The sequence below is a fragment of the Sphingomonas arenae genome (assembly GCF_016924655.1).
In the GTDB taxonomy this organism is placed as follows: Bacteria; Pseudomonadota; Alphaproteobacteria; order Sphingomonadales; family Sphingomonadaceae; genus Sphingomicrobium; species Sphingomicrobium arenae.
The window spans coordinates 70,820-94,852 of record NZ_JAFFJU010000001.1 but is presented as its reverse complement, the minus strand read 5'-3'; the positions used below and the strand labels follow the sequence as shown (position 1 = coordinate 94,852).

The 24,033-nt window shown below is 66.7% G+C and carries 19 protein-coding genes and 1 tRNA gene; 4 read left to right on the top strand and 16 right to left on the bottom strand.

Annotated elements, in window-relative coordinates; translation table 11 throughout:
* Positions 1-88: 88 nt before the first annotated feature.
* Positions 89-2,377 (top strand): glycoside hydrolase family 3 N-terminal domain-containing protein, encoded by a 2,289-nt coding sequence (locus tag JT720_RS00455; protein WP_205478458.1) that lies wholly within the window; start codon positions 89-91, stop codon positions 2,375-2,377.
* On the opposite strand, the gene JT720_RS00450 is transcribed toward JT720_RS00455, so the two are convergent.
* The 10 genes from JT720_RS00450 to JT720_RS00405 form a co-directional block, all read right to left on the bottom strand.
* Positions 2,350-3,693 (bottom strand): MFS transporter, encoded by a 1,344-nt coding sequence (locus JT720_RS00450; RefSeq protein WP_205478457.1) that lies wholly within the window; start codon positions 3,691-3,693, stop codon positions 2,350-2,352. The two genes, JT720_RS00455 and JT720_RS00450, sit on opposite strands and share 28 nt — an antisense overlap.
* Before the next feature lie 168 nt (positions 3,694-3,861).
* A tRNA-Glu gene (locus tag JT720_RS00445) sits at positions 3,862-3,937 on the bottom strand.
* A 47-nt stretch (positions 3,938-3,984) separates the two neighbouring features.
* A complete protein-coding gene (wecB, locus tag JT720_RS00440; RefSeq protein ID WP_205478455.1) occupies positions 3,985-5,091 on the bottom strand; it encodes a non-hydrolyzing UDP-N-acetylglucosamine 2-epimerase in 1,107 nt (368 codons plus the stop codon).
* Positions 5,092-5,216: 125 nt separating this feature from the next.
* Complete coding sequence (locus JT720_RS00435) at positions 5,217-5,498, bottom strand: ETC complex I subunit (protein ID WP_205478453.1); 282 nt, start codon at positions 5,496-5,498, stop codon at positions 5,217-5,219.
* A 32-nt stretch (positions 5,499-5,530) separates the two neighbouring features.
* Positions 5,531-8,068 (bottom strand): ATP-dependent helicase HrpB, encoded by a 2,538-nt coding sequence (gene hrpB / locus JT720_RS00430; RefSeq protein WP_205478451.1) that lies wholly within the window; start codon positions 8,066-8,068, stop codon positions 5,531-5,533.
* 3 nt (positions 8,069-8,071) lie between these two features.
* Positions 8,072-9,157, bottom strand: a complete 1,086-nt coding sequence (locus JT720_RS00425; RefSeq protein WP_205478449.1) for a CDP-alcohol phosphatidyltransferase family protein — start codon at positions 9,155-9,157, stop codon at positions 8,072-8,074.
* A 78-nt stretch (positions 9,158-9,235) separates the two neighbouring features.
* Positions 9,236-10,195, bottom strand: a complete 960-nt coding sequence (locus JT720_RS00420) for a polyprenyl synthetase family protein (RefSeq protein WP_205480090.1) — start codon at positions 10,193-10,195, stop codon at positions 9,236-9,238.
* A gap of 104 nt (positions 10,196-10,299) precedes the next feature.
* On the bottom strand, positions 10,300-11,607 hold the full coding sequence (locus tag JT720_RS00415; RefSeq protein WP_205480088.1) for a sensor histidine kinase: 1,308 nt from the start codon (positions 11,605-11,607) through the stop codon (positions 10,300-10,302).
* A gap of 119 nt (positions 11,608-11,726) precedes the next feature.
* Positions 11,727-12,392 carry a response regulator transcription factor gene (locus tag JT720_RS00410; protein ID WP_205478448.1) on the bottom strand — a complete coding sequence of 222 codons (666 nt, stop codon included), beginning with the start codon at positions 12,390-12,392 and terminating at the stop codon, positions 11,727-11,729.
* Positions 12,393-12,710: 318 nt separating this feature from the next.
* Positions 12,711-13,019: a hypothetical protein gene (locus JT720_RS00405; RefSeq protein WP_205478446.1), complete on the bottom strand. Its 309-nt coding sequence runs from the start codon at positions 13,017-13,019 to the stop codon at positions 12,711-12,713.
* Between the two features lie 117 nt (positions 13,020-13,136).
* Here JT720_RS00405 and JT720_RS00400 point away from each other — a divergent pair, with 117 nt between their 5' ends.
* Positions 13,137-15,044, top strand: a complete 1,908-nt coding sequence (locus tag JT720_RS00400; RefSeq protein ID WP_205478445.1) for an ABC-F family ATP-binding cassette domain-containing protein — start codon at positions 13,137-13,139, stop codon at positions 15,042-15,044.
* A gap of 108 nt (positions 15,045-15,152) precedes the next feature.
* Positions 15,153-15,377 (top strand): hypothetical protein, encoded by a 225-nt coding sequence (locus JT720_RS00395; protein WP_205478442.1) that lies wholly within the window; start codon positions 15,153-15,155, stop codon positions 15,375-15,377.
* A 207-nt stretch (positions 15,378-15,584) separates the two neighbouring features.
* Here JT720_RS00395 and prsR read toward each other — a convergent pair whose 3' ends face one another.
* The 5 genes from prsR to JT720_RS00370 form a co-directional block, all read right to left on the bottom strand.
* The gene (prsR, locus tag JT720_RS00390) at positions 15,585-16,955 is read right to left on the bottom strand and encodes a PEP-CTERM-box response regulator transcription factor (RefSeq protein WP_205478440.1); all 1,371 of its coding nucleotides are present in this window, start codon (positions 16,953-16,955) and stop codon (positions 15,585-15,587) included.
* Positions 16,952-19,018 (bottom strand): XrtA/PEP-CTERM system histidine kinase PrsK, encoded by a 2,067-nt coding sequence (prsK, locus tag JT720_RS00385; protein WP_336511911.1) that lies wholly within the window; start codon positions 19,016-19,018, stop codon positions 16,952-16,954. The genes prsR and prsK overlap by 4 nt, the downstream gene beginning before the upstream one ends.
* A 167-nt stretch (positions 19,019-19,185) precedes the next feature.
* Positions 19,186-20,496, bottom strand: coding sequence for an amidohydrolase (locus JT720_RS00380; RefSeq protein WP_205478437.1), 1,311 nt, complete (start codon positions 20,494-20,496; stop codon positions 19,186-19,188).
* Between the two features lie 10 nt (positions 20,497-20,506).
* A complete protein-coding gene (locus JT720_RS00375; protein WP_205478430.1) occupies positions 20,507-21,124 on the bottom strand; it encodes a DUF4893 domain-containing protein in 618 nt (205 codons plus the stop codon).
* A 10-nt stretch (positions 21,125-21,134) separates the two neighbouring features.
* Positions 21,135-21,920, bottom strand: coding sequence for a 3-hydroxybutyrate dehydrogenase (locus JT720_RS00370; RefSeq protein ID WP_205478429.1), 786 nt, complete (start codon positions 21,918-21,920; stop codon positions 21,135-21,137).
* A gap of 97 nt (positions 21,921-22,017) precedes the next feature.
* Here JT720_RS00370 and ypfJ point away from each other — a divergent pair, with 97 nt between their 5' ends.
* Entirely contained in the window at positions 22,018-22,908 is an 891-nt protein-coding gene (gene ypfJ, locus JT720_RS00365; RefSeq protein ID WP_205478428.1) for a KPN_02809 family neutral zinc metallopeptidase, read from the top strand.
* Positions 22,909-22,991: 83 nt separating this feature from the next.
* Here the strand turns inward: ypfJ and JT720_RS00360 are convergent, their stop codons facing one another.
* Complete coding sequence (locus JT720_RS00360) at positions 22,992-23,981, bottom strand: NADP-dependent oxidoreductase (protein WP_205478427.1); 990 nt, start codon at positions 23,979-23,981, stop codon at positions 22,992-22,994.
* Positions 23,982-24,033 lie beyond the last annotated feature (52 nt).

Below are 24,033 nucleotides of genomic sequence, written 5' to 3'. Positions count from 1 at the left end.
TTACACGGTCCGTCAAGCTTGCCTGTGAGCCGGACCGCAGCAACGGGGGTGCCGACCCGATTGCGCCAAGCGAAGCGAAGGGGAGGCCATGTTCGAAACCCGTATTTCCCGCCGTGCGGCGCTGATGGGCGCTGGTGCTGTTGCAGCTTGGGCGGCAAGCCCCGCACGTGCGCTGCTTCAAGCGACCGAGCGGGTGAAGGCGCCAGCTTTTGTCGGCGACCTGATCGCGCGCATGACGCTCGAAGAGAAAGCGGGCCAGTTGAGCCTGATGGCCTCGGCCTGGGGCGGGACATCGGCAGCGTCGCTCAATCCCCCGAGTAACGGCGACTTCCCCCGCCAACTTGACGAAGCCCGGCGGGGACTCCTCACCGGTGTGTTCAATGGCAATGGCGCCCGCATGCACCGGATGCTGCAGACCGCAGCGGTGAAGGAGTCGCGGATGAAGATCCCGCTGATCTTCGGCGCGGACATCATTCACGGTCACCGCACGATCTTCCCGGTGCCGCTGGCGGAGGTTGCCAGCTTCGAGCCGGACCTAGCCCGACGCACCGCGGAAATGGCAGCCTTTGAGGCGGCGGGGACCGGAATCGACTGGAACTTCGCGCCGATGGTCGACGTCGCGCGGGACCAACGCTGGGGGCGCGGCGTCGAAGGGGGCGGCGAGGACGTCCTGCTGAACGAGCTGTTCGCCATTGCCCGGGTGAAGGGTTTCCAAGGCCGTGACCTCAAGTCCGACGCGCATATGCTTGCAACCGCGAAGCATTTCGCGGCTTACGGCGCGGCGGAAGCGGGCCTCGACTACAATACGGTGGACGTGTCCGAGCGGACGCTGCGGGAGGTCTACCTGCCGCCGTTCAAGGCCGCGTTCGACGCGGGCGCCCTGTCGGTCATGGCTTCCTTCAACGAGCTCAGCGGGATCCCCTCGACCGGGAACCCGTGGCTGATGACGCAGCTGCTGCGCGGCGAGTGGGGCTTCGAGGGCTTTGTCGTATCGGATTATACGGGCGACGAGGAGATGATCGCCCACGGCTTCGCTAAGGATGCGCGCGAGGCAACCAGGCTCGCCTTCCTTGCTGGCGTGGACATGAGCATGCAGAGCGGCTTCTACAGGACGCATCTGCCTGACCTCGTTCGAAGCGGAGAAGTGCCGCAGGCGCGGGTCGACGAATCCGTTCGCCGGGTGCTGGCCATGAAGGCAATGCTCGGCCTGTTCGAGGATCCGTTCCGTCGCATCGACGAGCGACGGGAGCAGCGCCGGTCGATGACTCGCCCGGCCCTGTCGCTGGCGCGCGAAGCAGGACGCAAGTCGATCGTGCTGCTTAAGAATGAGGGCGATCTCCTGCCGCTTCCAAGGTCTGGCAAGCGGATCGCGCTTATCGGCCCATTCGCCGCTGGGCAGCATGACCTGATCGGTCCCTGGTGCGTCTATGGCGATGACGCCAAGGCTGTCGACCTTGCGACCGGCGTTCGTGAGGCGATCGCCGACAAGAGCAGCATCATCGTTGCGGAGGGCTCCGGCATCGAGGAACCGCTGGCCGGCGGGATAGAGGCCGCGGTTGCGGCTGCTCGGCAGGCGGACATCGTGGTGCTGGCGATTGGTGAATCCCAGAACATGTCCGGCGAGGCACAGTCGCGAACCGAGATCGTGGTTCCGAGGCCGCAGCAGCAACTGGCCGAAGCCGTGGCTGCCGTCGGCAAGCCGATGGTCGTTGTCCTGAAGAATGGTAGGGCACTGGCGCTCGAAGGGGCGGTCGCCAACGCCTCTGCAATCCTTGTGACCTGGTTCCTCGGTACGGAGACCGGTCACTCGATCGCGGACGTGTTATTCGGCGCCTATTCACCCTCCGGCAGGCTGCCCGTCAGCTTCCCGCGGGAGTCGGGCCAGCAGCCCTATTATTATTCCCACAAGCCGACCGGGCGGCCCAACCCGGAAGGCAAGCTGGAGGCCTACAAGGCACGCTTTCGCGGGCTGACCAACACGGCCCTGTACCCGTTTGGCCATGGCCTGACTTACGGCAAGATCGGCTATTCCGACCTGGCGCTCAGCAGTCGCAGCATGGCGATGGCAGGCGGCGAGATCGCTGTCACCGCGCGGGTTGGCAACACGGGCACGCGCGCGGCCGAAGAGGTGGTCCAGCTCTACATTCGCGATCGTGCCGCCAGTATCACCCGACCCGTTCGCCTGCTGAAGGCCTTCCGCAAGGTCACGCTCGCGCCTGGCAGCTCGGAAGTGGTGCGTTTCGTGCTGCGGCCGGCGGACCTTGCCTTCGTCGGGCTGCAGAACAAGCCGGTGGTCGAGCCTGGCACCTTCGATGTCTGGATCGCACCTTCCGCCGAGGCCGACGGACTTCACGCGACGTTCGAACTGACCGCCTGAGCGCGAACGGGGCGCCGACCGAGCGGGCTCACCAGCATCGCGGCACACGAGAGGACTAGAAATAGCAGCGGCACGGTTGCGATCGTCGCGCGCATGCCGGCGAGCGTTCCGCTGCTCTGCTGGACGTTGGCAACGAAGCCAGCCTCACTGTAGGACCAACCGAGAATGGCCGTCGCCACTCCGATCGCGATGCGCTGGAGCAAGGCGGCTAGGCCGAACACGGTTCCTTCCACGTGCAAGCCGGTCGTCTGCTCGCCATATTCGATGGTGTTTGGCAGCAAGGCCCAGAAGACGAAGTGCAGACCGACGATCGCCGCCTGCATTCCCATCAGGAACAGTTGCATGGCGCCGGCGCGGTGCACGTCCAGCGCGGCAAACAGGCACAGGCCGACCGTTGCGGCCCCCGAGGCGACGAGCCACAGGGTGCGCAGGCCCAGGAAGCGGCCCAGGAGCATCCAGGCTGGGACGGCGGCGGCGCTGACCACGCCCATGGACGCAAGCGCCAGCTGCCCCGCGCTCTCATCCCCGACTATGTACTTGAAATAGTAGAGGACGGACTTGTTCAGCACCGTGACGGCGATGATCATCGCCATCATCGCAAGGTTGAGGAGCACGAACGCCCGGTTTCTTGCGAGGCTCATCAGCGCGTCGCGGATGGTGGCGGGCGGACGGCAAGCTCCGGACGATGCTTCGCGATACGTGGCGCCGACGAGAACCAGGATGACCGTGCCAATAAGCGCAAACAGGATTGCTGCGCCAAGGTAGGCCTGCGCCGCATCCCGGCTGCCGGTCAGCCAGCCTCCGACCGGAACCGTACTTAGCGCGACGAAGACCGCCGCGGCCGTGCCGAACAGCATGCGCACTCCGGCGACGAAGGCGCGATCGTCCGGCTCCGAACTCACCCGAGCGGACATGGCGAGATAGGGCACGTTGACCGCCGCGTAAGCAGTCCGGAACAGCAGGTGGCCCACAAACACCGTGGCCACCGCCCACCCGCCGGGAAGCGGTGGGGGCAAGTAGGCAAGCGCGAAGCTCAATCCCAGGGGCAGGCTGCCGACCACCAGCAAGGCCCTGTAGGAGCGGAAGGTCTTGCGGCGGTCCACCAGTGCGCCCGCTGCGAAGTTGGCGATGCCGTCCCAGATGGATGCGACCATGTAGGTGGTCGCCGCGAGCGCCACCGGAAGTTCCAGGGCTTCCGTGTAGTAGAACAACAGGAAGAGCATGACGCTCTGCCAGTAGAGGTTGAAGGCAAAGTCGCCGAAGGCGAACAGGATGAGGCGGGGCTTCGACGCTGTCTGGTCCGAGGCGGCCGCCATCAGCGGCGGCAGCCAAATAGTGTTTCGCTGATCGCATCGTTGGGGAGATGGTGCGGTAATCGGCGGCTCACGTCCGGTGCATAGCGAGCCATCGCCTGTGCCCGCAACACGCCAAGGAAGGTCTCGCCTATCTGAAGGAGGCAGCTTTCCCGCTCAAAGGTTTGAGACTGGTGACCCCTACGGGACTCGAACCCGTGTTTTCGCCGTGAGAGGGCGACGTCCTAGACCGCTAGACGAAGGGGCCGTTAGCGGGAGAGCGGCGCATATGGCGGGGAGGATGGCGCTAGTCAATCAGGCGATCAGCCGTTCTTCCGCCTGCAAATGCCGTTCCAGCCAGTCCTCTATCGCTGCCGCGATGCGGGGTCCGGCGTGCCCGTCGCCATAAGGCAGGGTGGGGCTGGACATCGCCGCATACGCCACCGCGTCTGTGAGAAGGCGCGTGACCTCCCCGACGATCTCCTCGCGGACGGTTCCGGCCAGGCGCATGTTGCCGGACGCAATGCCTTCCGGTCGTTCCGTCCGCTCGCGCAGAACCAGGAGCGGCACTCCGAGCGCCGGAGCCTCCTCCTGCACGCCGCCGGAATCGCTAAGGATCACCGTTGCCCTGCGCATGGCGGCGATCATCTCGCCGTGCGGCAGGGGCGGCAGCAGCGTCACCCCTGGCTCCTCGGCCAGGAAGAGGCGCACTGCGTCGGCCATGGCCGGGTTCGGGTGAAGCACCACCTCGACCTGCGCCAGCCCGGAGCGCGCGATGTCGAGCAGGGCGAGCGCGATCGGGGTCAGCTTCGTGCCCCAGTTCTCGCGGCGGTGACAGGTGACCAGCAGCTTGGGCTTGTCGGGTCGGCGATCGCTACGCTGCGGCAAGGGACCCACCACGCGCTGGAGCGCATCGATCGCAGTGTTTCCAGTCACGTGGATCTCACCGCTCAATCCCTCGCGGACGAGGTTGGCGGCGCTGGTATCGGTCGGCGCGAACAGCAGGGACGCGTATGCGTCTATGGTCACTCGGTTGTCCTCTTCCGGCCAGGGATTGGCGCGATCGAAGCTGCGCAGCCCTGCCTCGACGTGACCTAGGGGAACGCCGAGGTCGAATGCCGCCATCGCCCCGCCCAGGGCGCTGGAGGTATCGCCATGCACCAGCAGCAGGTCGCAGTTTGTCGCAAGCAGCGGAGCCACAGTTTCCGCGACGAGGCCCGCATGGGCACGCGGGTCCGGCATGCCCTGGCATTGCAGCCGATGGACCGGTTCGCCCGTCAGGCCATAGGCTGCGGGGTCAAGGTCCGGATGCTGGCCAGTGACGATCAGGGCCGGGGTCAGGCCGCGCGCGATCAGCGCGTCGGTCACGGGTGCCATCTTGATGGCTTCGGGACGCGTCCCGACGAGCGCCATGATACGCATGGGGGCTCACAAGCTCCTCAGGCGATCCGGCGTGGCGGTCTCTGGAGGTCAACGGCTCGCTTGGCAAGCGGGCGAGGCAATTGGGCCAGCCTTGTTGCATGCCGGCCACGCGGCTGAGCCAAGCCCTAGCGGAAATTGTCCGCGTAAGCCTGGATCTTCAGCTTCACCGGCGGCGCGGGAATCACATGGTAGTCGAACCCATGCTTCTGCGCATAGGCGATCGCCGCGTCCTTGGTTTCGAAGCCCAGGCGAACCTGCGTGCGGGTGTCGGCCGACCCGACCCAGCCTGTCAGCGGATCATGCTTCTGGGGTTCGGAGCTCTCAAACTCGAGCGTCCAGCCTCCCGCCTTCGCCCGTCCCGACTGGGTGGTCTTGCGGTCCTGCTCGATGATGCGCGCCCTGGTCATGCGCGGCGGAGTGGCGGATGCGGGCCGGGAAATCAAGCGGACGCGCGCTTGGTCCGGAGCGTTGGAACTGCCGACGCAGGGTCGTCCGGCCAGGGGTGTCGGGGGTAGCGGCCGCGCATTTCCTTGGCGACCTCGCGCCACGAACCGGCCCAGAAGCTCGGCAGGTCGCGACTGGTCTGGATCGGTCGACCTGCGGGCGAGGTGATGGCCAGGGTCAGCGGCACGCGGCCGTTGGCCAGCATCGGGTGGCTGTTCAGCCCATAAAGGGCCTGGGCCCGGACCTCGACAGCGGGGGCACCCTGGGCCGAGTAATCGATGGCGTGCCGGCTTCCCGCGGGCGAGGCGAACTCGGCGGGAGCAAGCTGATCCAGCCGGCGCCGCGCCTCGTAGCCGAGCAGATTGTCGAGGCTCTGACGGAGGGCCGATGGGTCGATGTCGCCCAACCGCCGCTTGCCGGCCAATAGGGGTGCCAGCCATTCGTCAAGGCGGTCGAGCAGAGCCTCGTCGGAGAGCGGCGGAACCTGTTCGTCGTGACTGGCCGCAAAGGCTGCGCGAAGCCGAAGCTGTTGGGCCGCTTCATTCCAGGGAAGAAGCCCCAAGCCATGCTCCCGTAGCCCCTCCAGCAGCGCGGCCTCGATCGCGGCGGGGTCGGGGTTCGGGTCGGGTCCGTGGGCGAGCCGGATCGCCCCGAGCCGACGGCTTCGGGTAGGAGTCACCGCGCCTGTCGCGGGGTCGAAGGCGCCGTCGTGCCGGATCGTGATCCGGTCCTCGAACAGGGCAAGGACATTGGCCTCTTCGAAGGCGGCTGCGGCGAGGATGCGAGCACCAGAAGCCGCGCCCGCGACTTCGGCGACCGCCAACCATTCAGCGCGGGCCAGCGGAGATGCCGGGTCCAGCCGGAAGCCACGCCCGCCGACGCTCTGCCAATGTTCCCCGGACGCACCCCTGCGCCGGGACACCCGGTCCGGAAAAGCAAGGGCGATGGATTGAGCAAGCAGCTCTCCCGTTCGGTCCGAGCAAAGTCGAGGACCCTCGCCGAGCGTAGCCGAGGCTTCATGAAGCGAATTCTCCTGGGGTTCCCTCGGAGGCGCATCTCGACCTCGCTCGATGCCAACGGACCGGGTGAGGCGCTTCGAGAATGCTCTTGCAGCCTCCGCCCGCGAACCCCGATCGGCCCGCCAACGCCGCCAGCGCGATTCCAGGTCCGGGTCGTTGCCGCCGAGCCCACGCTCTGTCAGCAGCACGGCGGCTTCCGCTGCAGCGGGGCCGAAGCCACGCGCGCCTGCCTCCACGAGCATGTGGGCCAGCCGCGGTTCGAGAGCGATGGAGGCGATCGCGCGGCCGTGCGCAGTGACCCGGCCGTCGGCATCGATGGCGCCAAGGGAGACCAGCCGCTGCCGAGCTTCCTCGAGCGCGGCCGATGGCGGAGCGTCAAGGAATGGAAGGGAGGCGGGATCTGCCGCTCCCCACAGCAGGCAAGTGAGGAGGAGGCTGGACAGGTCGGCCTCGAGGATCTCGGGTGGCTCGTGCGGGGGCAGGCTGGCGTTTGCCGCCACTTCCCAGAGCCGGATGGCAACCCCGGGTGCCTGGCGCGCGGCCCGGCCCGCTCGCTGAGTCACGGCGGCACGACTGGCCCGTTCCGTCACAAGGCGCGTGAGCCCTGCTCCGCGGTCGTAGCGCGGCCGGCGCGCCAGTCCGCTGTCCACCACGATGCGGACGTCCTGAAGGGTGACGCTGGTCTCCGCGATGCTGGTGGCGAGGACCAGCTTGCGGGTGCCGGGCGGCGGCGAGGCAAGGGCAGCCCGTTGCGCGCGCGGATCGATGCCCCCGTGCAGCCGATGCAGCCGGACATCCGGCGGCAGTGCGCCGAGGGCCTCAGCGGTGCGCTCGATCTCGGCCACCCCCGGAAGAAATGCGAGCAGCGAGCCTGTATGCTCGCCCAGCGCCCGCCTGCACGCCGCGGCGACCTGCGGCTCGATCCGGCTCGCCGGGTCGCGTCCGATATGACAAAGCTTGAGGGGGTAGCTCTTTCCCTCGCTTTCGATCCGGGGCGGGTCACCAAGCAAGCGGCCGAACCACTCGCCATCGAGGGTTGCGGACATCGCCACCAGCCGAAGGTCGGGCCTCAACCCGTCTGCCGCATCAAGGGTCAGCGCGAGGGCAAGGTCATTATCGAGGCTGCGCTCGTGGACTTCGTCGAACAGCACGGCGGACACGCCGCTGAGTTCCGGGTCCTTCTCGAGGCGGGACAGGTACACGCCGTGAGTCATGGCGATCACCCGCGTATCCTTGCCCACCCGACTGTCCAGCCGGGTCTGGTACCCGATGGTTGCGCCGGGAGCCTCCCCGCGCTCCGCAGCCATGAACTCGGCGGCTGCGCGCGCGGCAAGGCGGCGTGGCACGAGGAGCAGCACCTGGCCGTCGCACCATCGCTCGTCGAGCAACGCCGGCGCGACCAGGGTGGTCTTGCCCGCGCCCGGAGGAGCGATCAGCAGCGCTCTCGGCCCTGAGTCCAGCGCGGCCAGCAGGTCCGGCAGCACCGCATGGATCGGCAGGTGCGGCGGCTTCATCGATCAGGATTGTGAGGGCGATTTGGGAGCCCGGCTGACCGCCAGCGTCAGGTCATCGTCGCCGGAAAGGAAGGAGCGGACCGGCCGTCGGCTCCAGGCCTGCGCCAGTCGGACCAGCTGGATCAGCGCGGACGAGACACTCCATGCCGCCGCGAGCAGGAACGATTCCAGCAACAAGCCCGAGATCAGTCCCACGGTGATGATGAGAAGGATGATGTTGCGCCGGGCAACGATCAGGCGGAACCACGCGTCCATTGGCTCCCAGATGAACTGGTTGAAGCCGAGTTGCGACTTGAAGACGGTCTCCACCACCCGCCCGGCAACGTAGCTGCCGAGCATCGCAACCACCGCCGGCTGCACCATAGTCGTATTGCCTTCACGCAGCACCACCCCGTAGGCGAGGCACAGCCACCAGATCGGCGGGTGGATGATGTCCATCCCATGATCCAGGGTATTGCCGATCGGACTGGACCGGATCGTCACCCGCGCCAGCTTGCCGTCGACCGTGTCCAGGAACGTCATGACCCAGGCCGGCACGAGCGCGAGCGCGATCTGTCCCCGCGCGAACAGCACCGCTGCGAGCAGCATGCAGAGAAAGCCGACGGCGGTGACGATGTTCGGTGTGACCCGGGCGGCGGCCAGCAAGCGTGTCACCCAATAAGCCGGCGCAGGCCAGACGAACTTGGTAACCAGGTCTGTGACGCCCTTGTAGACGCTGTTGAACAAAGTTCGGTGCAGCGCGTCCCCGTCCACCTCGTCGAGGCTGACCCCGAACAGCGCCTCCCGCCGGCGAAGTTTCCGGTTGAAGTAGTGGAAGGTGTCGGCAGTCACGGTCTTGGCGGCGCTGTCGAGCAGGTCGCGGGTCGGCGTTCCGTCCACCGCTGCCACGGCCAGCCGCTTGCCGCTCGTACTGACGAGCGCAATGCCGGGGTTCTGCTCCAGCCACTGCAGCGTACCTTCACTGATCACCGCCGAGGCATCCGCAACGAGCCGCAGGCCGGGCATGCCTGCCACCTGCCGGCGGAGGCGCTCTGCGGGACTCAATCCGAAGATCAGCCGGTCACAGTGTCCGGTAACGAGAAGGGGCATGCAGGCTCCAGCAGGGGGCGGCTGGATACCCTAGCCGAGGCAGGCCCGCCGGTGGAAGCACCCTGCAAGTCTCCCGCATCAATAAGCGCGCGCGACCGCGAACTCCACCGCTTCGGTCAGTGCCGCCTTGGCCTTGCTCGACGGGAAGGGTGCCAACGCATCGAGCGCGCGCCGGGCATACTGCCGTGCACGCTCCAGCGTGTCGCTGATCGCCTCGCTGCTGCGGAGAAGGCGGACCGCGTGCGCGAGGTCGTCGTCGCCGACCCGGTCTCCAGCCATCGCCTCGCGCCAGAACTGGCGATCCGGTTCGCTGCCGCGTGCGTAAGCGAGGATGATCGGCAAGGTCATCTTGCCGTCGCGGAAATCGTCGCCGAGGTCCTTGCCGCTGGTCGCCTCGTCGCTGGTATAATCGATCGCGTCATCCACCAGCTGGAAGGCAATGCCCAGGTTGCGGCCATAAGCCTCCAGCGCTTCCTCGGCTTCCTCGCCCGCCTCCGCGACGACCGGCGCGATGCGGCAGGCTGCGGCGAACAGCGCCGCGGTCTTGGCCTGGATGATCCGGAGATACTTGTCCTCGTCCGTGCCGATCTGGCGCTGGGCGGTGAGCTGGTCGACCTCTCCCTCCGCGATCACGGCGGACGCGTGGCTCAGGATCCGCAAGACCTTCAGGGACCCGTCTTCGACCATCAACTCGAAGGCGCGGGAGAAGAGGAAGTCGCCGACCAGGACGCTCGCCGGATTGCCCCAGATGAGGTTCGCCGTCTGCTTGCCCCGGCGCATTCCGCTGCCGTCCACCACATCGTCGTGCAGCAGGGTCGCCGTATGGATGAACTCCACCGCCGCGGCGAGCTTGTGGTGCCGGCTGCCGGGATAGTCCAGCAGTGCGGCACTCGCGAGGGTCAGCATCGGCCGCATGCGCTTGCCGCCGCCCGCAATCAGATGACCCGCCAGAGCCGGAATGAGCGCCACCTCCGACTGCATGCGCTCTAGGATCACCGCGTTCACGGCGGCCATGTCCTGCGCGATGAGGTTCATCATCGGCTCCAGTGAGGGCGCACGATGGGGGCGGAGGGGAAGAACGGAAGCGGTCACGAGGGGCACCTAGGAGCGCGAAGGGAGAGGGGCAAGGTCCGGGATTTCCCCTATCCTGCAGGAAGGCTCAGGCGGGCCAGCAGACCGCCAAGATCCTCGCTCTCCTCCAGGATGATCCGGCCACCATAGATTTCCGCCACGTCGCGGACGATCGCCAGACCGAGCCCGGTTCCGGGCTTGCCGGTGGTGTCGAGCCGCTTGCCGCGGGTGAAGAGCTCCTGGCGCTGCTCCTCGGGAATACCGGGACCGTCATCCTCGACCAGGATGTCGATCCAGGGCGCGCTCTTCTCCACCGTGACGAATACCCGGCCGTTACCGTACTTGGCGGCATTCTCGACGAGGTTGCCGAGCATCTCGTCGAGGTCCTGCCGCTCCACCCGCGCCTCGGCCGTCTTGTCCCCGGCAATGTCGACGGTCACCTCCTCGTACATCCGGCTGACCGCCCGTTCCACGGCCTGCAGGCTCTCCCAGACGCAGGCGCGCGACTGGGCGGAGGCTCGCCGCCCGATGGCGCGCGCCCGGGCAAGGTGGTGGTCGACCTGGCGGCGCATCGTCGTCGCCTCCCGGCAGACCGTGTCGGCCAGGTCGGGCGCCTCCGCGGTCGCGGCGTTGGTGATGACGGTGAGCGGCGTCTTGAGCGCATGGGCCAGGTTGCCGGCATGACGCCGCGCTTCCTCCGCCTGCGCCTCATTGTGGGCGAGCAGCTGGTTGATCTCGTCGGCGAGCGGGCGAATTTCATTGGGCAGCCGGTCCTCGATCCGCGTCTTCGCGCCGGAGCGAATGGCGACCACCTCGCTCCGCACGCGGCGCAGGGGCCAGAGCCCGTAGACGGTCTGAAGCGCCGCCATGATGATGAGGCCGAGGCCCAGCACCGCGAAGCTCCAGAACAGGGTCGAGCGATATTCGCGGATCTGCTGATCGATAAGCTGCCGGCTTTGGGCCACCTGGAACCGCCAGCGGACCTTGGACGCGGGCAGGATCACGTCTCGCTCGACGACCCGCAGCGGCTCGCCATCAAACTCCGTGCTGTCATAGAAGTGCGGCTCGACATGGAAGTAGCTGTCGCTCACGCGTAGCCGCCGGTCCCACAGGGAACGCGACGGGAATGGCTCCGCTCCGTCACCGGAAATCTGATAATAGACGCCGCTGTACGGCTCGATGAAGCGCTGGTCTGCGGGCGGGCGGTTGAAGCGGACCTCCCCGTCAGGTCCGATTTCCGACGCGACCACCATCGAGTTCAGCACGTTCTCGAGCTGCGCGTCGAAGTTGCGGACGATGCTGCTGGTGAGAACGCGGTCGAGTGCAAAACCGCCGGCGAACAGCAAGACGCTGATCCAGATCGCCGCGACAACGATCATGCGCCGGGTCAGCGATCCAGTCCCGCCGTCCTCCACGGGCAAGGCGTGACTGACCAGGCCCGCCTGGGTCTCGGGTTCGCCGGCGTGGGCGCCACCGGCAGGGGCCGGTGCCTCCAGGTTCAAGCCGCCGGATCCTCCAGGCTGTAGCCGAGGCCGCGGATCGTGGTGATGACGTCGGCGCCCAGCTTCTTGCGGATGCGGGTCACGAACACCTCGATGGTGTTCGAATCGCGATCAAAGTCCTGGTCATAGATGTGCTCGATGAGCTCGGTGCGGCTGACGACCTTGCCCTTGTGGTGCATGAGGTAGCTCAGGAGCTTATACTCCTGCGCGGTCAGCTTGACCGGCTCGCCATCCTTGGTGACCCGGCCCGAGCGCGTGTCGAGCCGGATGTCGCCGGCGATCAGCTCCGACGAGGCATTGCCGGAGGAACGGCGGATCAGCGCACGCAGCCGGGCGATGAGCTCCTCGGTCTGGAACGGTTTGGCGAGATAATCGTCGGCGCCCGCGTCCAGGCCGGCCACCTTGTCGGACCAGCTGTCCCGCGCGGTCAACACGAGCACCGGCATCTTGCGGCCTTCGCGGCGCCAGCGGTCGAGCACGGTCAGACCGTCGACCTCCGGCAGTCCCAGGTCGAGCACCACGGCGTCATAGCTTTCGGTCGCGCCGAGATAGTGGCCGTCCTCGCCGTCCGTCGCCAGGTCGACTGCATAGCCGGCACCCTCCAGCGTGGAACGGAGCTGGCGCCCCAGATTGGGTTCGTCCTCGACGATCAGAACGCGCATGTGTGTCAGTCCTTTGCATTCAGCTTCGCCGGTTAACCCGCGCGAAGCTGAACGGTTGCTTAGACGGAACGATTGAGGAGGGGGAGAGGGCACGCTCAGGCAAGCCAGCCTGACCGGACGGCGCTCACCCTGAGCCTGTCGAAGGATGATGCCAGACGCTTCGACAGGCTCAGCGTGAGCGCATGGTAGTCACACGCTTTAACAGGCTGAGTGTGAGCGCGCGGGGGCGGTGCGTTTTCCGTGGCGCTCACCCTGAGCTTGTCGAAGGGTAGCTCGACGTTTGACACACTTACCGCGAGGGCAAGAGGAGGAGAAGACTTAGTCCCCCGACCGGCCGATGATCCGGCCCGTCGCCGCGTCCACGTCGACCCAGATCACCCGCCCGCCGCGCATGAACTTGAGGCGGTAGGTCCGCCCGTTGAATTCAGGTCCCAGATAGTCCGCCCCGCCCATGTGCGGACGTACCCGCCGCTCGATCTGCGGCAGCGGCATGGAGCGACCTTCGCGGAATGCCTCGAACGCGCGGTCCTGGTCCCGGCCGCGGTCGCGTTTGCGGTCCGCCAGCGCAGGGGTGGCGATCAGGCCGGTCGCAACGACGGCGGCAAGGAGGGTACGAAACAGGCTCATGTCGAATCTCTTGGACGGCTGTGTACCACAAGGCATTGAATGTCTTATGAACCGTGGCACATGGCTGTGTTCATGTGGCCGTGACGACACGCCTTCGGGCCGCTAGAGAGCCGGCCCATGGTGGCACCGATCCTTTCCTATGAAGACCTTGGCCTTGTTCAGGGCGAAGGCTGGCTGTTCCGGAACCTCGACATTCACATCGGCCCCCGCGACCGGCTGGCGCTGATCGGACGGAACGGCGCGGGCAAGACGACGCTGCTCAAGTGCCTGGCCGGGCAGATCGATACGGACGAGGGCCGGCGTACCATCGTCCCGGGCAAGAAGGTGGTGCTGCTGGAGCAGGACTCGAGAATGGGTGACCACCGGACGCTGGAGGACTGGGTGCTCGCCGGCGCGGACTCGCCTGCTGCCCACGACGCTGCCGCGATCGCGACGCAGCTTGGGATCGACCTCGGCCGGGAGACTGCAACGGCATCGGGTGGTGAGCGGCGGCGGGCAGCCATCGTCCGGGCGCTGGCGCAGGAGCCGGACGTGCTGATGCTCGATGAGCCCACCAACCACCTCGACCTGGCGGCGATCGACTGGCTGGAGGACTGGCTCAGCCGCTTCAACGGCGCGTTCGTGGTGATCAGTCACGACCGGACCTTCCTCACGCGCCTCACCAAGAGCTGCCTGTGGCTGGACCGGGGCACGCTGCGGCGGGCGGAGATCGGCTTTGGCGGCTTCGATGCTTGGACCGAGCGGGTCTATGACGAGGAGATACGCGCCGCCGAGAAGCTCGACGCGAAACTCAAGCTGGAGCTCCATTGGCTCCAGCGCGGCGTCACCGCCCGCCGGCGGCGAAACCAAGGGCGGCTCGCGAAGCTGAACGAGATGCGGGCTCAGCGCGCATCCATGATCGGTGGGCCGGGCGTGGCGAAGCTGGGGCTGGTCAAGGATGATACCAAGACCAAGACGGTGATCGATGCCGAAAGGGTGTGGAAGAGCTATCCTCTTCGACCCGCCCTCACCGGCGCTCACGCTGAGCCTGACGAAGCGTCTCTCCACACCCTTCGACAGGCTCAGGGTGAGCGCGAGGGGGCTGCGCTCGGCGAGCGGGACGAACGCCGCACCATCATTCGCGACTTCACCCTGCGCATCCAGCGCGGGGACCGGATCGGCATCGTCGGCGCAAACGGCGCGGGAAAAACTACGCTGTTGAAGCTGCTCACCGGCGAGATCGAGCCGGACCATGGCACGATCACGCGCGCCAAGACCCTGTCCGGCATCGTCATCGACCAGCAGCGCAAGCTCATGGCTCCCGACAAGCGCGTGCGCGACGTGCTGGCGGATGGCGGCGACTGGATTGAGGTGCGCGGGGTCAAGAAGCACATCAAGGGCTACCTCAAGGAATTCCTGTTCAGCCCCGAGCTGACCGAGGCGCCTGTGGGCTCCCTCTCCGGCGGCGAGCGCTCACGCCTGCTGCTGGCCCGCGAGTTTGCCCGCGCCTCGAACCTGCTGGTGCTGGACGAACCGACCAACGACCTCGACCTTGAGACACTCGACCTGCTGCAGGAGGTCATCGCCGACTATGAGGGCACGGTGCTGCTCGTCAGCCACGACCGCGACTTCCTCGACCGCACGGTGACGATCACGCTGGGGCTCGACGGCTCCGGCAAGGTCGACGTGGTCGCCGGCGGGTATGAGGACTGGGCGAAGCGGCGATCCTCCCCGGCCCGGGGAGGTGGTGGCCGCAGGTCGCCGGAGGGGTCAGTCACGGTGGCCGCCAACGCGCCGCCTGCCGCTGCCCGCAAGCTTTCCTACAAAGACCAGCGCGACCTCGACCGCCTGCCGGCCGAAATCGAGAAGCTCGAAGCTGCCATCGCCGCCGATGAAGCTTCGCTCGCCGACCCCGACCTTTATACCCGCGATCCCAAGAAGTTCGCAGCCCTCATGGACCACATCGCCAAGCTCCGCACCGACAAGGAAGCGGCGGAGCTGCGTTGGCTCGAGGTGGCGGAGATGGCGGAGGGACTGGGCCAGTGACCCTCTCGCGCCGCTCGGCATGATCATCCAAAAGGATTACTCCTTCCGAACTCTGAAACTCTAGCTGCCGACTAGAGTATAAGCTCCTGAGCAGTGAAGGAGCTGTCTATGTTGACTCAGGTTTCGGTGGATCAGCGCGGACCTGGCCACCTCGCATTCGACAGTCTGCATGACGTTTCTGACGCTGCTCTCGTGATCGAGAACACGATCAGCGGCGGGATCTTGCAAGTCGGCTCACTGACTGTGCGAGTATTGCGACCGGGCGAATATGGGCTGGCCTCCGAGATCATCGAGGCGCTCAACGCGTCCGGATACAAGATCTGCCGCGCGTAAAACCGGCGGGCCATCGACGATCGCGCGGGGGCTGAGTTTCCCGGGCGGTCGACCGGCCCCTGGCTTCCTGCTTCAAGGGTTCTTGAACGATAGGATTGTGCCTGCTTCAACGTCGAGGCGGTCCGCCGCAGGATCTTTCCAATAGAGGATCGCTGAGGCGCACGGGCCGCTCACGACCGTGAACGTTGTGAACATTCGCGCCGTGGCTCAAGTCCCCAGCTGATACTGCTTCAACAGGTCGTAGAGCGTCGGCCGGCTGATCCCGAGCAGCTTGGCGGCGCCGCTGATGTTGTTCTCGGTGCGGATCAGGGCCTGGTGGATCGCGCGCCGGTCAGCGATTTCGCGAGCCGCACGGAGGTTGATGAGCTGGGGCTCGTCGGGCGTGGTGCCGGGAAGGTCGAGGTCGGCGGCGCTGACCGTCTTGCCGTCGGCCATGATGACCGCGCGCTTGAGGCGGTTTTCCAACTCGCGGACGTTGCCGGGCCAGGCGTAGGCGTCGATCGCTGCCAGCGCATCGGGGGCGAGGCCGGTCACGCGCGGGTTCATCTCGCGGGCGAAGCGGTGGGCGAAGTGTCGGGCGAGGAGGACGGCGTCGCCGGGCCGCTCGGCAAGGCTCGGGATCTTCACCACGATCTCGGCGAGGCGATAGTAAAGGTCCTCGCGGAAGCGGCCGTCCGCCGTCATGGCGTCGAGGTCCTGGTGGGTGGCGCAGACGATGCGGGTGTCGACGCTGATCGGCGCCCGACCACCGATACGTTCAATGACACGTTCCTGCAAAAATCGCAGCAATTTCACCTGCAAAGGCAGCGGAATGTCGCCCACTTCGTCGAGGAACAATGTCCCGCCCTGCGCGAGTTCGATCTTGCCCGGCGTCGTCTTGACCGCCCCGGTGAAGGCACCGCGCTCGTAGCCGAACAGCTCGGCTTCGAGCAGGTTCTCCGGGATGGCGGCGCAGTTGATGGCGACGAACTGGCCCTTGGCCCGGCGACTCTTCTCGTGGACCGCGCGGGCGAGCAGTTCCTTGCCCGTGCCGCTGGCACCCAGCAGCATGACGGAGACGTCCGCCGTGGCAACGCGCTCAATGGTGCGGGCGACCTTGAGCATCTCGGGCGCGGCCGAGATGATCGAGCCGAGCACGGTCGAACCCTCACCGGTCGCGCTCTCCAGGCGGCGGTTCTCCGCCTCGATGCCGTGGAGGTGGAATGCCCGGGCGACGATCAGGCCGAGCTCGTCGATGTCCACCGGCTTGCGGTAGAAATCGTAGGCGCCGAGCGCGATGGCCTTGAGCGCGCTCTCCCGGGCGCCGTGGCCGGACGCGACGATGACCTTGGTGTCCGGTTTGATCGCGAGGATCTCGGTCAGAGTGGCGAACCCCTCGCTGGTGCCGTCGGGGTCTGGCGGCAGGCCGAGGTCTAGCGTGACGACGGCGGGCTCGTGCAAGCGCATGAGGTCGATGGCCGATGCTCGGTCGCCGGCGATCACCACCTGGTAGCCATCATACGCCCACTTGAGCTGGCGCTGCAGGCCCTCGTCATCCTCGACGATCAGCAGGACGGGGAGAGAGGCGTCGGCGGTCATGCGGATTTCCTCAGGGGTGCCGCAGTGGCGGCAGGCAGGTGGATGGTGAAACAGGTGCCCTCGCCTGGGCGGCTGTCGACGTGGAGGGTGCCGCCCATGGCCAGGATCAGGGATCGAGCTTCGTAGGCACCGATGCCGAACCCGCCGGCCTTGGTGGAGGCGAAAGGCTGGAACAGCCGCGCCCGGACGAACTCGGCATCCATGCCGGTGCCCTTGTCCGAAATCTCGATCGTCACGTGCGTTTCGCCTGGATGGACGCGGACGGTCACCGGCTCTCCCGACGGACTGGCATCGACGGCATTCTGCAGCAGATGGCCGACCGCCTGCTCGAGGCTCAGGGCGTTGGCGAGCACCTCCGCCGAAGTGTCTCCGAGCAGGCGCACCTCATGGTCGCGGCGCTTTGCCGCGATCGCCGAGGTCAGGGTTTGGCGCAGCGGCACCGGCGCGACTGCGTTCGCCGCGCCGCTGCCAGCTCCGGGCGACAGCCGAGCCAGTAGGTCGTTCATCTTGCCGACCGAGCTCTTGAGGGTGGCCACCATATCCGCGCGGAACTCGGGATTGTCAGCGTGTCGCTCCGCGTTTCGGCTGAGCAGCGAGAGCTGGCTGACCAGGTTCTTCACGTCGTGAAGAATGAAGGCGAACCGCCGGTTGAATTCCTCGAAGCGCTGAGCATTCATCAGCGCCTGCTGGCCGTGAGCCTCGGCAAGGGAGGATGCCGCCTGCCTCCCCGCGGTTCGGAGCAGATCGAAGTCCTCCCAGTCCAGCGGACGGCGGAGGTCTGGAGCGGCCAAGAGCACTAGGCCGACCATGCGCTCGTTGTGGACCAGCGGAATCCCCGCCCACAGACGCGAGTCGCCAATCAACTCCTCGGGAATCGGCAGGGCCAAGTCCCGTGACGAGCCCCAACGGTGGCGGTGCGCGTCGAACTCCAGCACCCGCGCTTCCGCCTCCAGCTGCGGCCAGACGGGTCCCAAGCCGGACGCGGGCGGGAGCTTTCCGTGCCAGTTCCAACTGCCCGCGGCTTCGGGCACGCCGCCATCGTCTGCCACGATCAGCACACCTCCGGGAGCGTCGACGATTTCGGCAAGCGCCTTGACGATGCGTTCCGACAGGGGTGGCGCGTCAGGGCCGGAGCGTCCTAGCGTTGCCGCAAACCGCAGCCACTCGGCACGATAGTCGTAGCGGTGCTCGAACAGGTGCTTGGCGAGCTTGACCTTGGTCCAGCTGCGTGCCCGGGGGCTCGGCAGAAGCACCATCGCGGCGACCGTCATCGCCGCCAGGATGGCCACGGTAATTCCGCGCGCCAAGTTCCAGTCGCTGTCCCTCAGAACGGTGGCAAGCACCGCCATGACGGCGAAGTAGGAGCAGATGGCGAGCAGGGACAAAGACTGGAACGTCGCCGCACGGGACAGCTTGACCCGCCATCCGTCGGCTTGATGCCCGCCGAGCGCGAACAGGGGTGCAGTGGCGAAGACCAGCGCTCCGCGCCACTCCATCAGACTGCCCGACAGGCGCCCGTCGACATAAGCGATGGTGTAGAGGTTGAGGTCGTAAGTCCACGTCAGCGCCAGCGCCAACATGACGAGACGGATCGATCCGCGGCTGCCGGGAGCGGCTTGTCCGTAAAGGTTGTGCACCAGCACAAGCGCGCCCGCGGCCGCGGTGATCCGCAGGATCGTCGCTGTAGTCGTAAGCGCGGCGCCAGCCTCACCCGGCGTGAGGCTCAGCAGGCCATCGGCGAGAAACTGGAGACCGAGCACCCCGCTGACCGCACCATATACCAGGCGCACGCCGTGCTGGCGCATGCCGTCTTCCTGGCTGCTCTGCGAGAGGACGTAGAGCAGCCCGATCCAGAGCAGGTTCCGGGCGGTTTCCGCTTGCGCGGACAGACCGCCGCCCGGCTGCACCGCGCTGAACCAGGCCCAGACCGCCGTCATCAGGAGCCCTGCGAGCAGCAGGCGACGACCGGCGCCGCGCGCCCCCGAACGCAACTGCCACAGGAGCAGGGTGGCAAACATCACCGCGGCGAGCGCGTGGCTCCAGAAGGTGATGAGCACGCTCACGCGGGCTGCGGTGTAAAGCCGGCCGACATGAGGCGGGTGTCGGCGAAGTTTACAAAGGAATGGTTAATTCGACCGTCATTCCCGCGAAGGAGGGAATCCATCTCCTGTGCGTTGTGCGCGTCGTGAGGTCGGGAGATGGATCCCCGCCTTCGCGGGGATGACGGCGCTTATCCCTTCTTCAGCACGTCGAGCGCCGCCACCGTCATCGCCTCCGTCGCCGTGGAGATCACCGCTTCCGCATCCGGGGCCCAGAACGGCGAGTGGAGCGAGGGCAGCTTGGCGGGGTCCCCCCTCGCCGCGTCATACTGCGCCTTTGGCGTGCCGCCGACCCAGAAGATCAGGCTTTCGACGCTTTTGTCGGCGAGCCAAAAGCGGCTGAAGTCCTCGCCGCCCATTACCGCGGGGACCTTGCGGACGCGATCTTGCCCGAACGCCTGGGTGAACAATTCCAGCGCCCGATTGCTGATCTTCTCCGTGTTGAAGGTCGAAGGCGTGTACATCTCCTCGCGCACGGTCACGACGGGCATCCGATCGTCCGGCATTCCGGCGGCGATCGCCTCCCCACGAGAGATGCGGCGGATGCCGTCCAGCAGGAGCTTGCGGACTTCCGGTGTATAGCTGCGGACCGTCAGTTGAAGTCGGGCTTCGTCCGAGATGATGTTGTGCTTGGCGCCGGCCTGGAAGCTGCCGACCGTCACGACCGCCGGATCGGCGGGGTTGTTCTCCCGGCTCACGAGCGTCTGGAGCGAGGTCACGATGCGCGAGGCGAGGACGATCGGGTCCTTGGTCGTGTGCGGGTAGGCACCGTGCCCACCGACTCCCTTCACGAGGATGTCCACACTATCGACGTTGGCGAGCGCATAGCCGGGCGTCACGCCGATTGTCCCTGCTGGTAGGGCCGCCGCGTCGTGGAACGCGAGCACCGTGCTGGGCTTGGGAAAGCGCGTGTAAAGCCCGTCGTCGAGCATCGCCTTGGCGCCTTCGCCGGTCTCCTCACCCGGTTGCAGGATCATGACGAGGGTACCGGACCACCGGTCCTTCATGGCAGCAAGGCGCTTGGCGGTGCCCAGCCACGCCGTCATGTGAGTATCGTGGCCGCACGCGTGCATCACCCCTGTCTCCACCCCCGAACGGGCAGTGGCACGGATCCTGGATGCGAAGGGCAGGCCGGTTTGCTCGACGACCGGCAGGCCATCCATGTCGGCACGGAGCATCAGCACCGGTCCAGGACCGTTCTTCATGACGGCCACGACACCCGTCTTCCCGACCTTTTCGGTTACAGTGAAGCCGAGCTTCCGCGCCTCCGCGGCGAGCTTCGCGGGGCTGCGGACTTCCTGCATCGAAAGTTCGGGATTGGCGTGAAGGTCGCGGTAGACCGCCATTAACTGGGACATGTCCCCCGCCACCGCGGAGCGGATGTCCTGCGCCATAGCTGGGGTGGACAAGAGGGCGGATGCGATAAGGAGCAGGCGCTTCATTCCGATTTCCTTACGGTGCGGGGGTCAGTTCGATGACGTCGACGAGGCTTTCGAACCGCGGATAAGGCATGACGAGACGCCACCGGCCGGGGCCGATCCGCTCGACATAGGCGGCGACGTCGCGCTCCCGGTCTGCGCCATACTGCATCGCGCGCGCCTCGTCGCCAAGCACCAGCGAGCCGAGGAAGACGGATCGAAGCTGGTCCTGAGGGAAGATAAGACCGACGGGACGCTGCGAGCCGGTCAGCTTGGCGAAACCTTGCAGGTCCCGCTCCTGCTGAACCCGGCACGTGAAATAGGGGTAGGCGACATAGTCGAGCAGTCCCTCGGACTTCGCGCCGATCTTGATCGTCCGGCAGCGGTAGCGGCCGTTCGGAAGTGCCGGGTCGGGCAGGGCGGCATCGGGCTGGAGCAGCGGGCCTTCCCGTGCGACTTCCGCACTGTGACCGCCCCGCTCCGCCGCTTGCAATGCGCGAGTCCAGGCGGTGCGCCATTCGCGCAGCCGCTCCCGATCGTCGCGGGTGACGACCTGCCGCCAGTCCCGGGTCTGGTGAGTGATGATGGTCGGCTGGAGACTGGCACAGCCCGCGAGCGGAGCAAGTGCAGCGAGGAAGAGGGCAGGACGCATCGGGGGCAGCCTATTGTGCCGTCCAGCCCCCGTCCATGCTGATATTGGCCCCAGTGATGGAGCCGGCCTCCGGGCGGCAAAGATAGAGGGCGAGACCCGCGACCTCTACCGGAGTCACGAACCGCTTGGTCGGTTGAGCAGCAAGGAGAACATCGTTCATCACCTGCTCGCGCGTGAGTCCTCGGGCCTTCATCGTATCGGGGATCTGGTTCTCGACCAGCGGGGTCCAGACATAACCGGGCGAGATGCAGTTCACCGTGACGCCGTCCTTTGCCGCCTCGAGCGCAACTGTCTTGGTGAAGCCGGCGACACCATGCTTGGCGGCGACATAGGCGCTCTTGTTAGGGCTGGCGACGAGGCTGTGCGCCGACGCCGTGTTGATGATCCGCCCCCAGCCGCGCTGGCGCATGGAGGGCAGGCAAAGCCGCGTGGTATGGAAGACAGCCGTGAGGTTGATCGCGAGGATCGCGTCCCACTTCTCCGGGGGAAAGCTCTCGACCGGCGCGACGTGCTGGATGCCCGCGTTGTTCACAAGGACGGAAGGCGACCCAAGCTCGTCCGTGCAGCGGGCGATCATGGCGTCGATCGCCTGGGGGTCGGCCAGATTGGCGTCCGAATAGGCGGCAAGATCACCGCTGAGCTCCGCCAGTTCCTTGCGGATCGTCTCAATCTCGTGCTCATCCCCAAAGCCGTTGAGCATGACGCGGGCGCCTTCGGCCGCGAGGCTCCGCGCGATGGCGAGCCCGATCCCGCTGGTGGAGCCGGTAACGAGTGCAACCTTGTCCTTGAGAAGCATGCCACTATCCTCCGTCCGTCGGCCTGTCGCGTGCCGCCGCCCGCTTTGCAACCGTTACGGTCTGCAAAGCATTTGGGTCTGCACGAGGGAGATCAGGATGCGGCTTGGCGACGGTGGCGACAGCGATAACTTCTTCGACCGGACCGGGTCGAGTGGCGGTGGGCCCGTGCTCGGCGGCGGTGGCTTGGGCCTGCTGCTGCCTCTCATCGCGAGCCGGTTCGGCATAGTCGGCATGCTGATCCTGCTGCTGGGCTATTGTGCCTTGTCGAGCCTTGGCGGGGGCGGTGGCATGCTCGGTGGCGGAAGTCCCGCGACTCAGCAGACCGCGTCAGGGCAATCCCGGCTGACGCCCGAAAGCCGCCGTCTGCTCACGGGTGTGCTGGAGTCCACCGACCAGATCTGGGGGCAGCTGTTTGCGGCATCGGGCCAGCGGTACGTCGAGCCGAAGCTGGTCGCCTACACTCGCGGCACTCAGACTGCATGCGGGATGGGGCAGGCGGCCATGGGCCCGTTCTACTGCCCGGGCGATCAAAGCATCTACATCGACCCGCAATTCTTCAATGAACTCAGCCAGCGCTTCGGTGCTCCTGGCGATTTCGCACAGGCCTATGTCATCGCGCATGAGGTCGGACATCACATCCAGAACCTCGAAGGCACTCTTGATCGTGCAAGCTCAGCCCAGTCGCGCGCCGACCAGGTGACCGGAAACCAGGTGCAGGTCGGGGTTGAACTCCAGGCCGACTGCTATGCAGGCGTCTGGGCCGCCAACGCCAAGGCGCCGGACGGAAGCCGTGCGCTGGAGCCCGGTGACGTGGAAGAGGGCATGCGCGCAGCCGAGGCCATCGGCGACGACACGCTCCAGCAGCAGACGCAGGGCCGCGTCGTGCCGGAGAGCTTCACCCATGGGACGTCCGCCCAGCGGATGGAGGCTCTTCGTCGGGGCCTCAGCACCGGCAATCCCGCTGCCTGCAACTACACGCGGGTATGACGGTCCGACCGCGCTCACCCTGAGCCTGTCGAAGGGGTGACGGGAGCCCCGCTCCGACCGGCTCGGCGTGAGCGCAGTCGGAGCTACAGCCTGACCAGCATCTTGCCGGTGTTCTTGCCGGTGAACAGGCCGAGGAACGCGTCGGGCGTGTTCTCCAGTCCGTCCACGATGGTGTCGCGCTCCTTGACCTGACCGCTGGCGACCATCTGGCCCATGTCGGCGATGAACTCGCCCATTCGGGGCATGTAGTCGGTGAAGATGAAGCCCTTGAGCATGATCCGCATCGCGATCACCCGCATGATGTAGCGGAAGGCCATGGGCTCGCCGGAGTTGTACCCGTCGATCATCCCGCAGATGGCGAAGCGAGCGTCCTTGCGGGCGTGGGCGAAGGCTGCGTCCAGGTGATCCCCGCCGACATTGTCGAAGTAGACATCGATGCCTTTGGGCGCCGCTTCGGCGAGGCTCTTCACCAGCGGGCCGGCCTTGTAATCGATCACCGCATCCGCGCCGAGCGACTTCACGAAGTCGCACTTTTCCGGGCCGCGGGCGGAGCCAATCACCGTCATGCCCTTGGCCTTGGCGATCTGGACCACGGCCGAACCGACGGCTCCGGCCGCCGCGGACACGAACACGATGTCGCCTGCCTTAGCCTGCGCCGCATCGAGCAGACCCCAATAGGCCGTGCCGCCGGTCAGGCCGAGGTTGCCAAGGAAGGCCTGCTCCCCGATCCCGGGGATGCTCGGAAGCTTGTTGAGGCCGGCCGTAGGCACGACCGCCTCTTCCCGCCAGCCCGCCATGTGCATGACAAGATCCCCGGGCGCGAAGCCGTCGGCGCGGCTCTCGACCACTTCTCCAACTGCGCCGCCCTCGAGCGGCTCGCCGACCTGGAATGGAGGAACGTAGCTCTTCACGTCGTTCATCCGACCGCGCATGTAGGGGTCAACCGAGAGCCAGCGGTTGCGAACGCGCACCTGCCCGTCGGCAAGGTCCGCCAGCGTGACCTCCTTCAGTTCGAAGTTGTCGGAAGTGGGCATGCCGTTGGGTCGGCTCTTGAGGTGCCAGGCGCGGGGCATAGACAGATCCTTTCGCGTCACTCCTTACGCAGCGGCGGCATGCAAAGAAAGC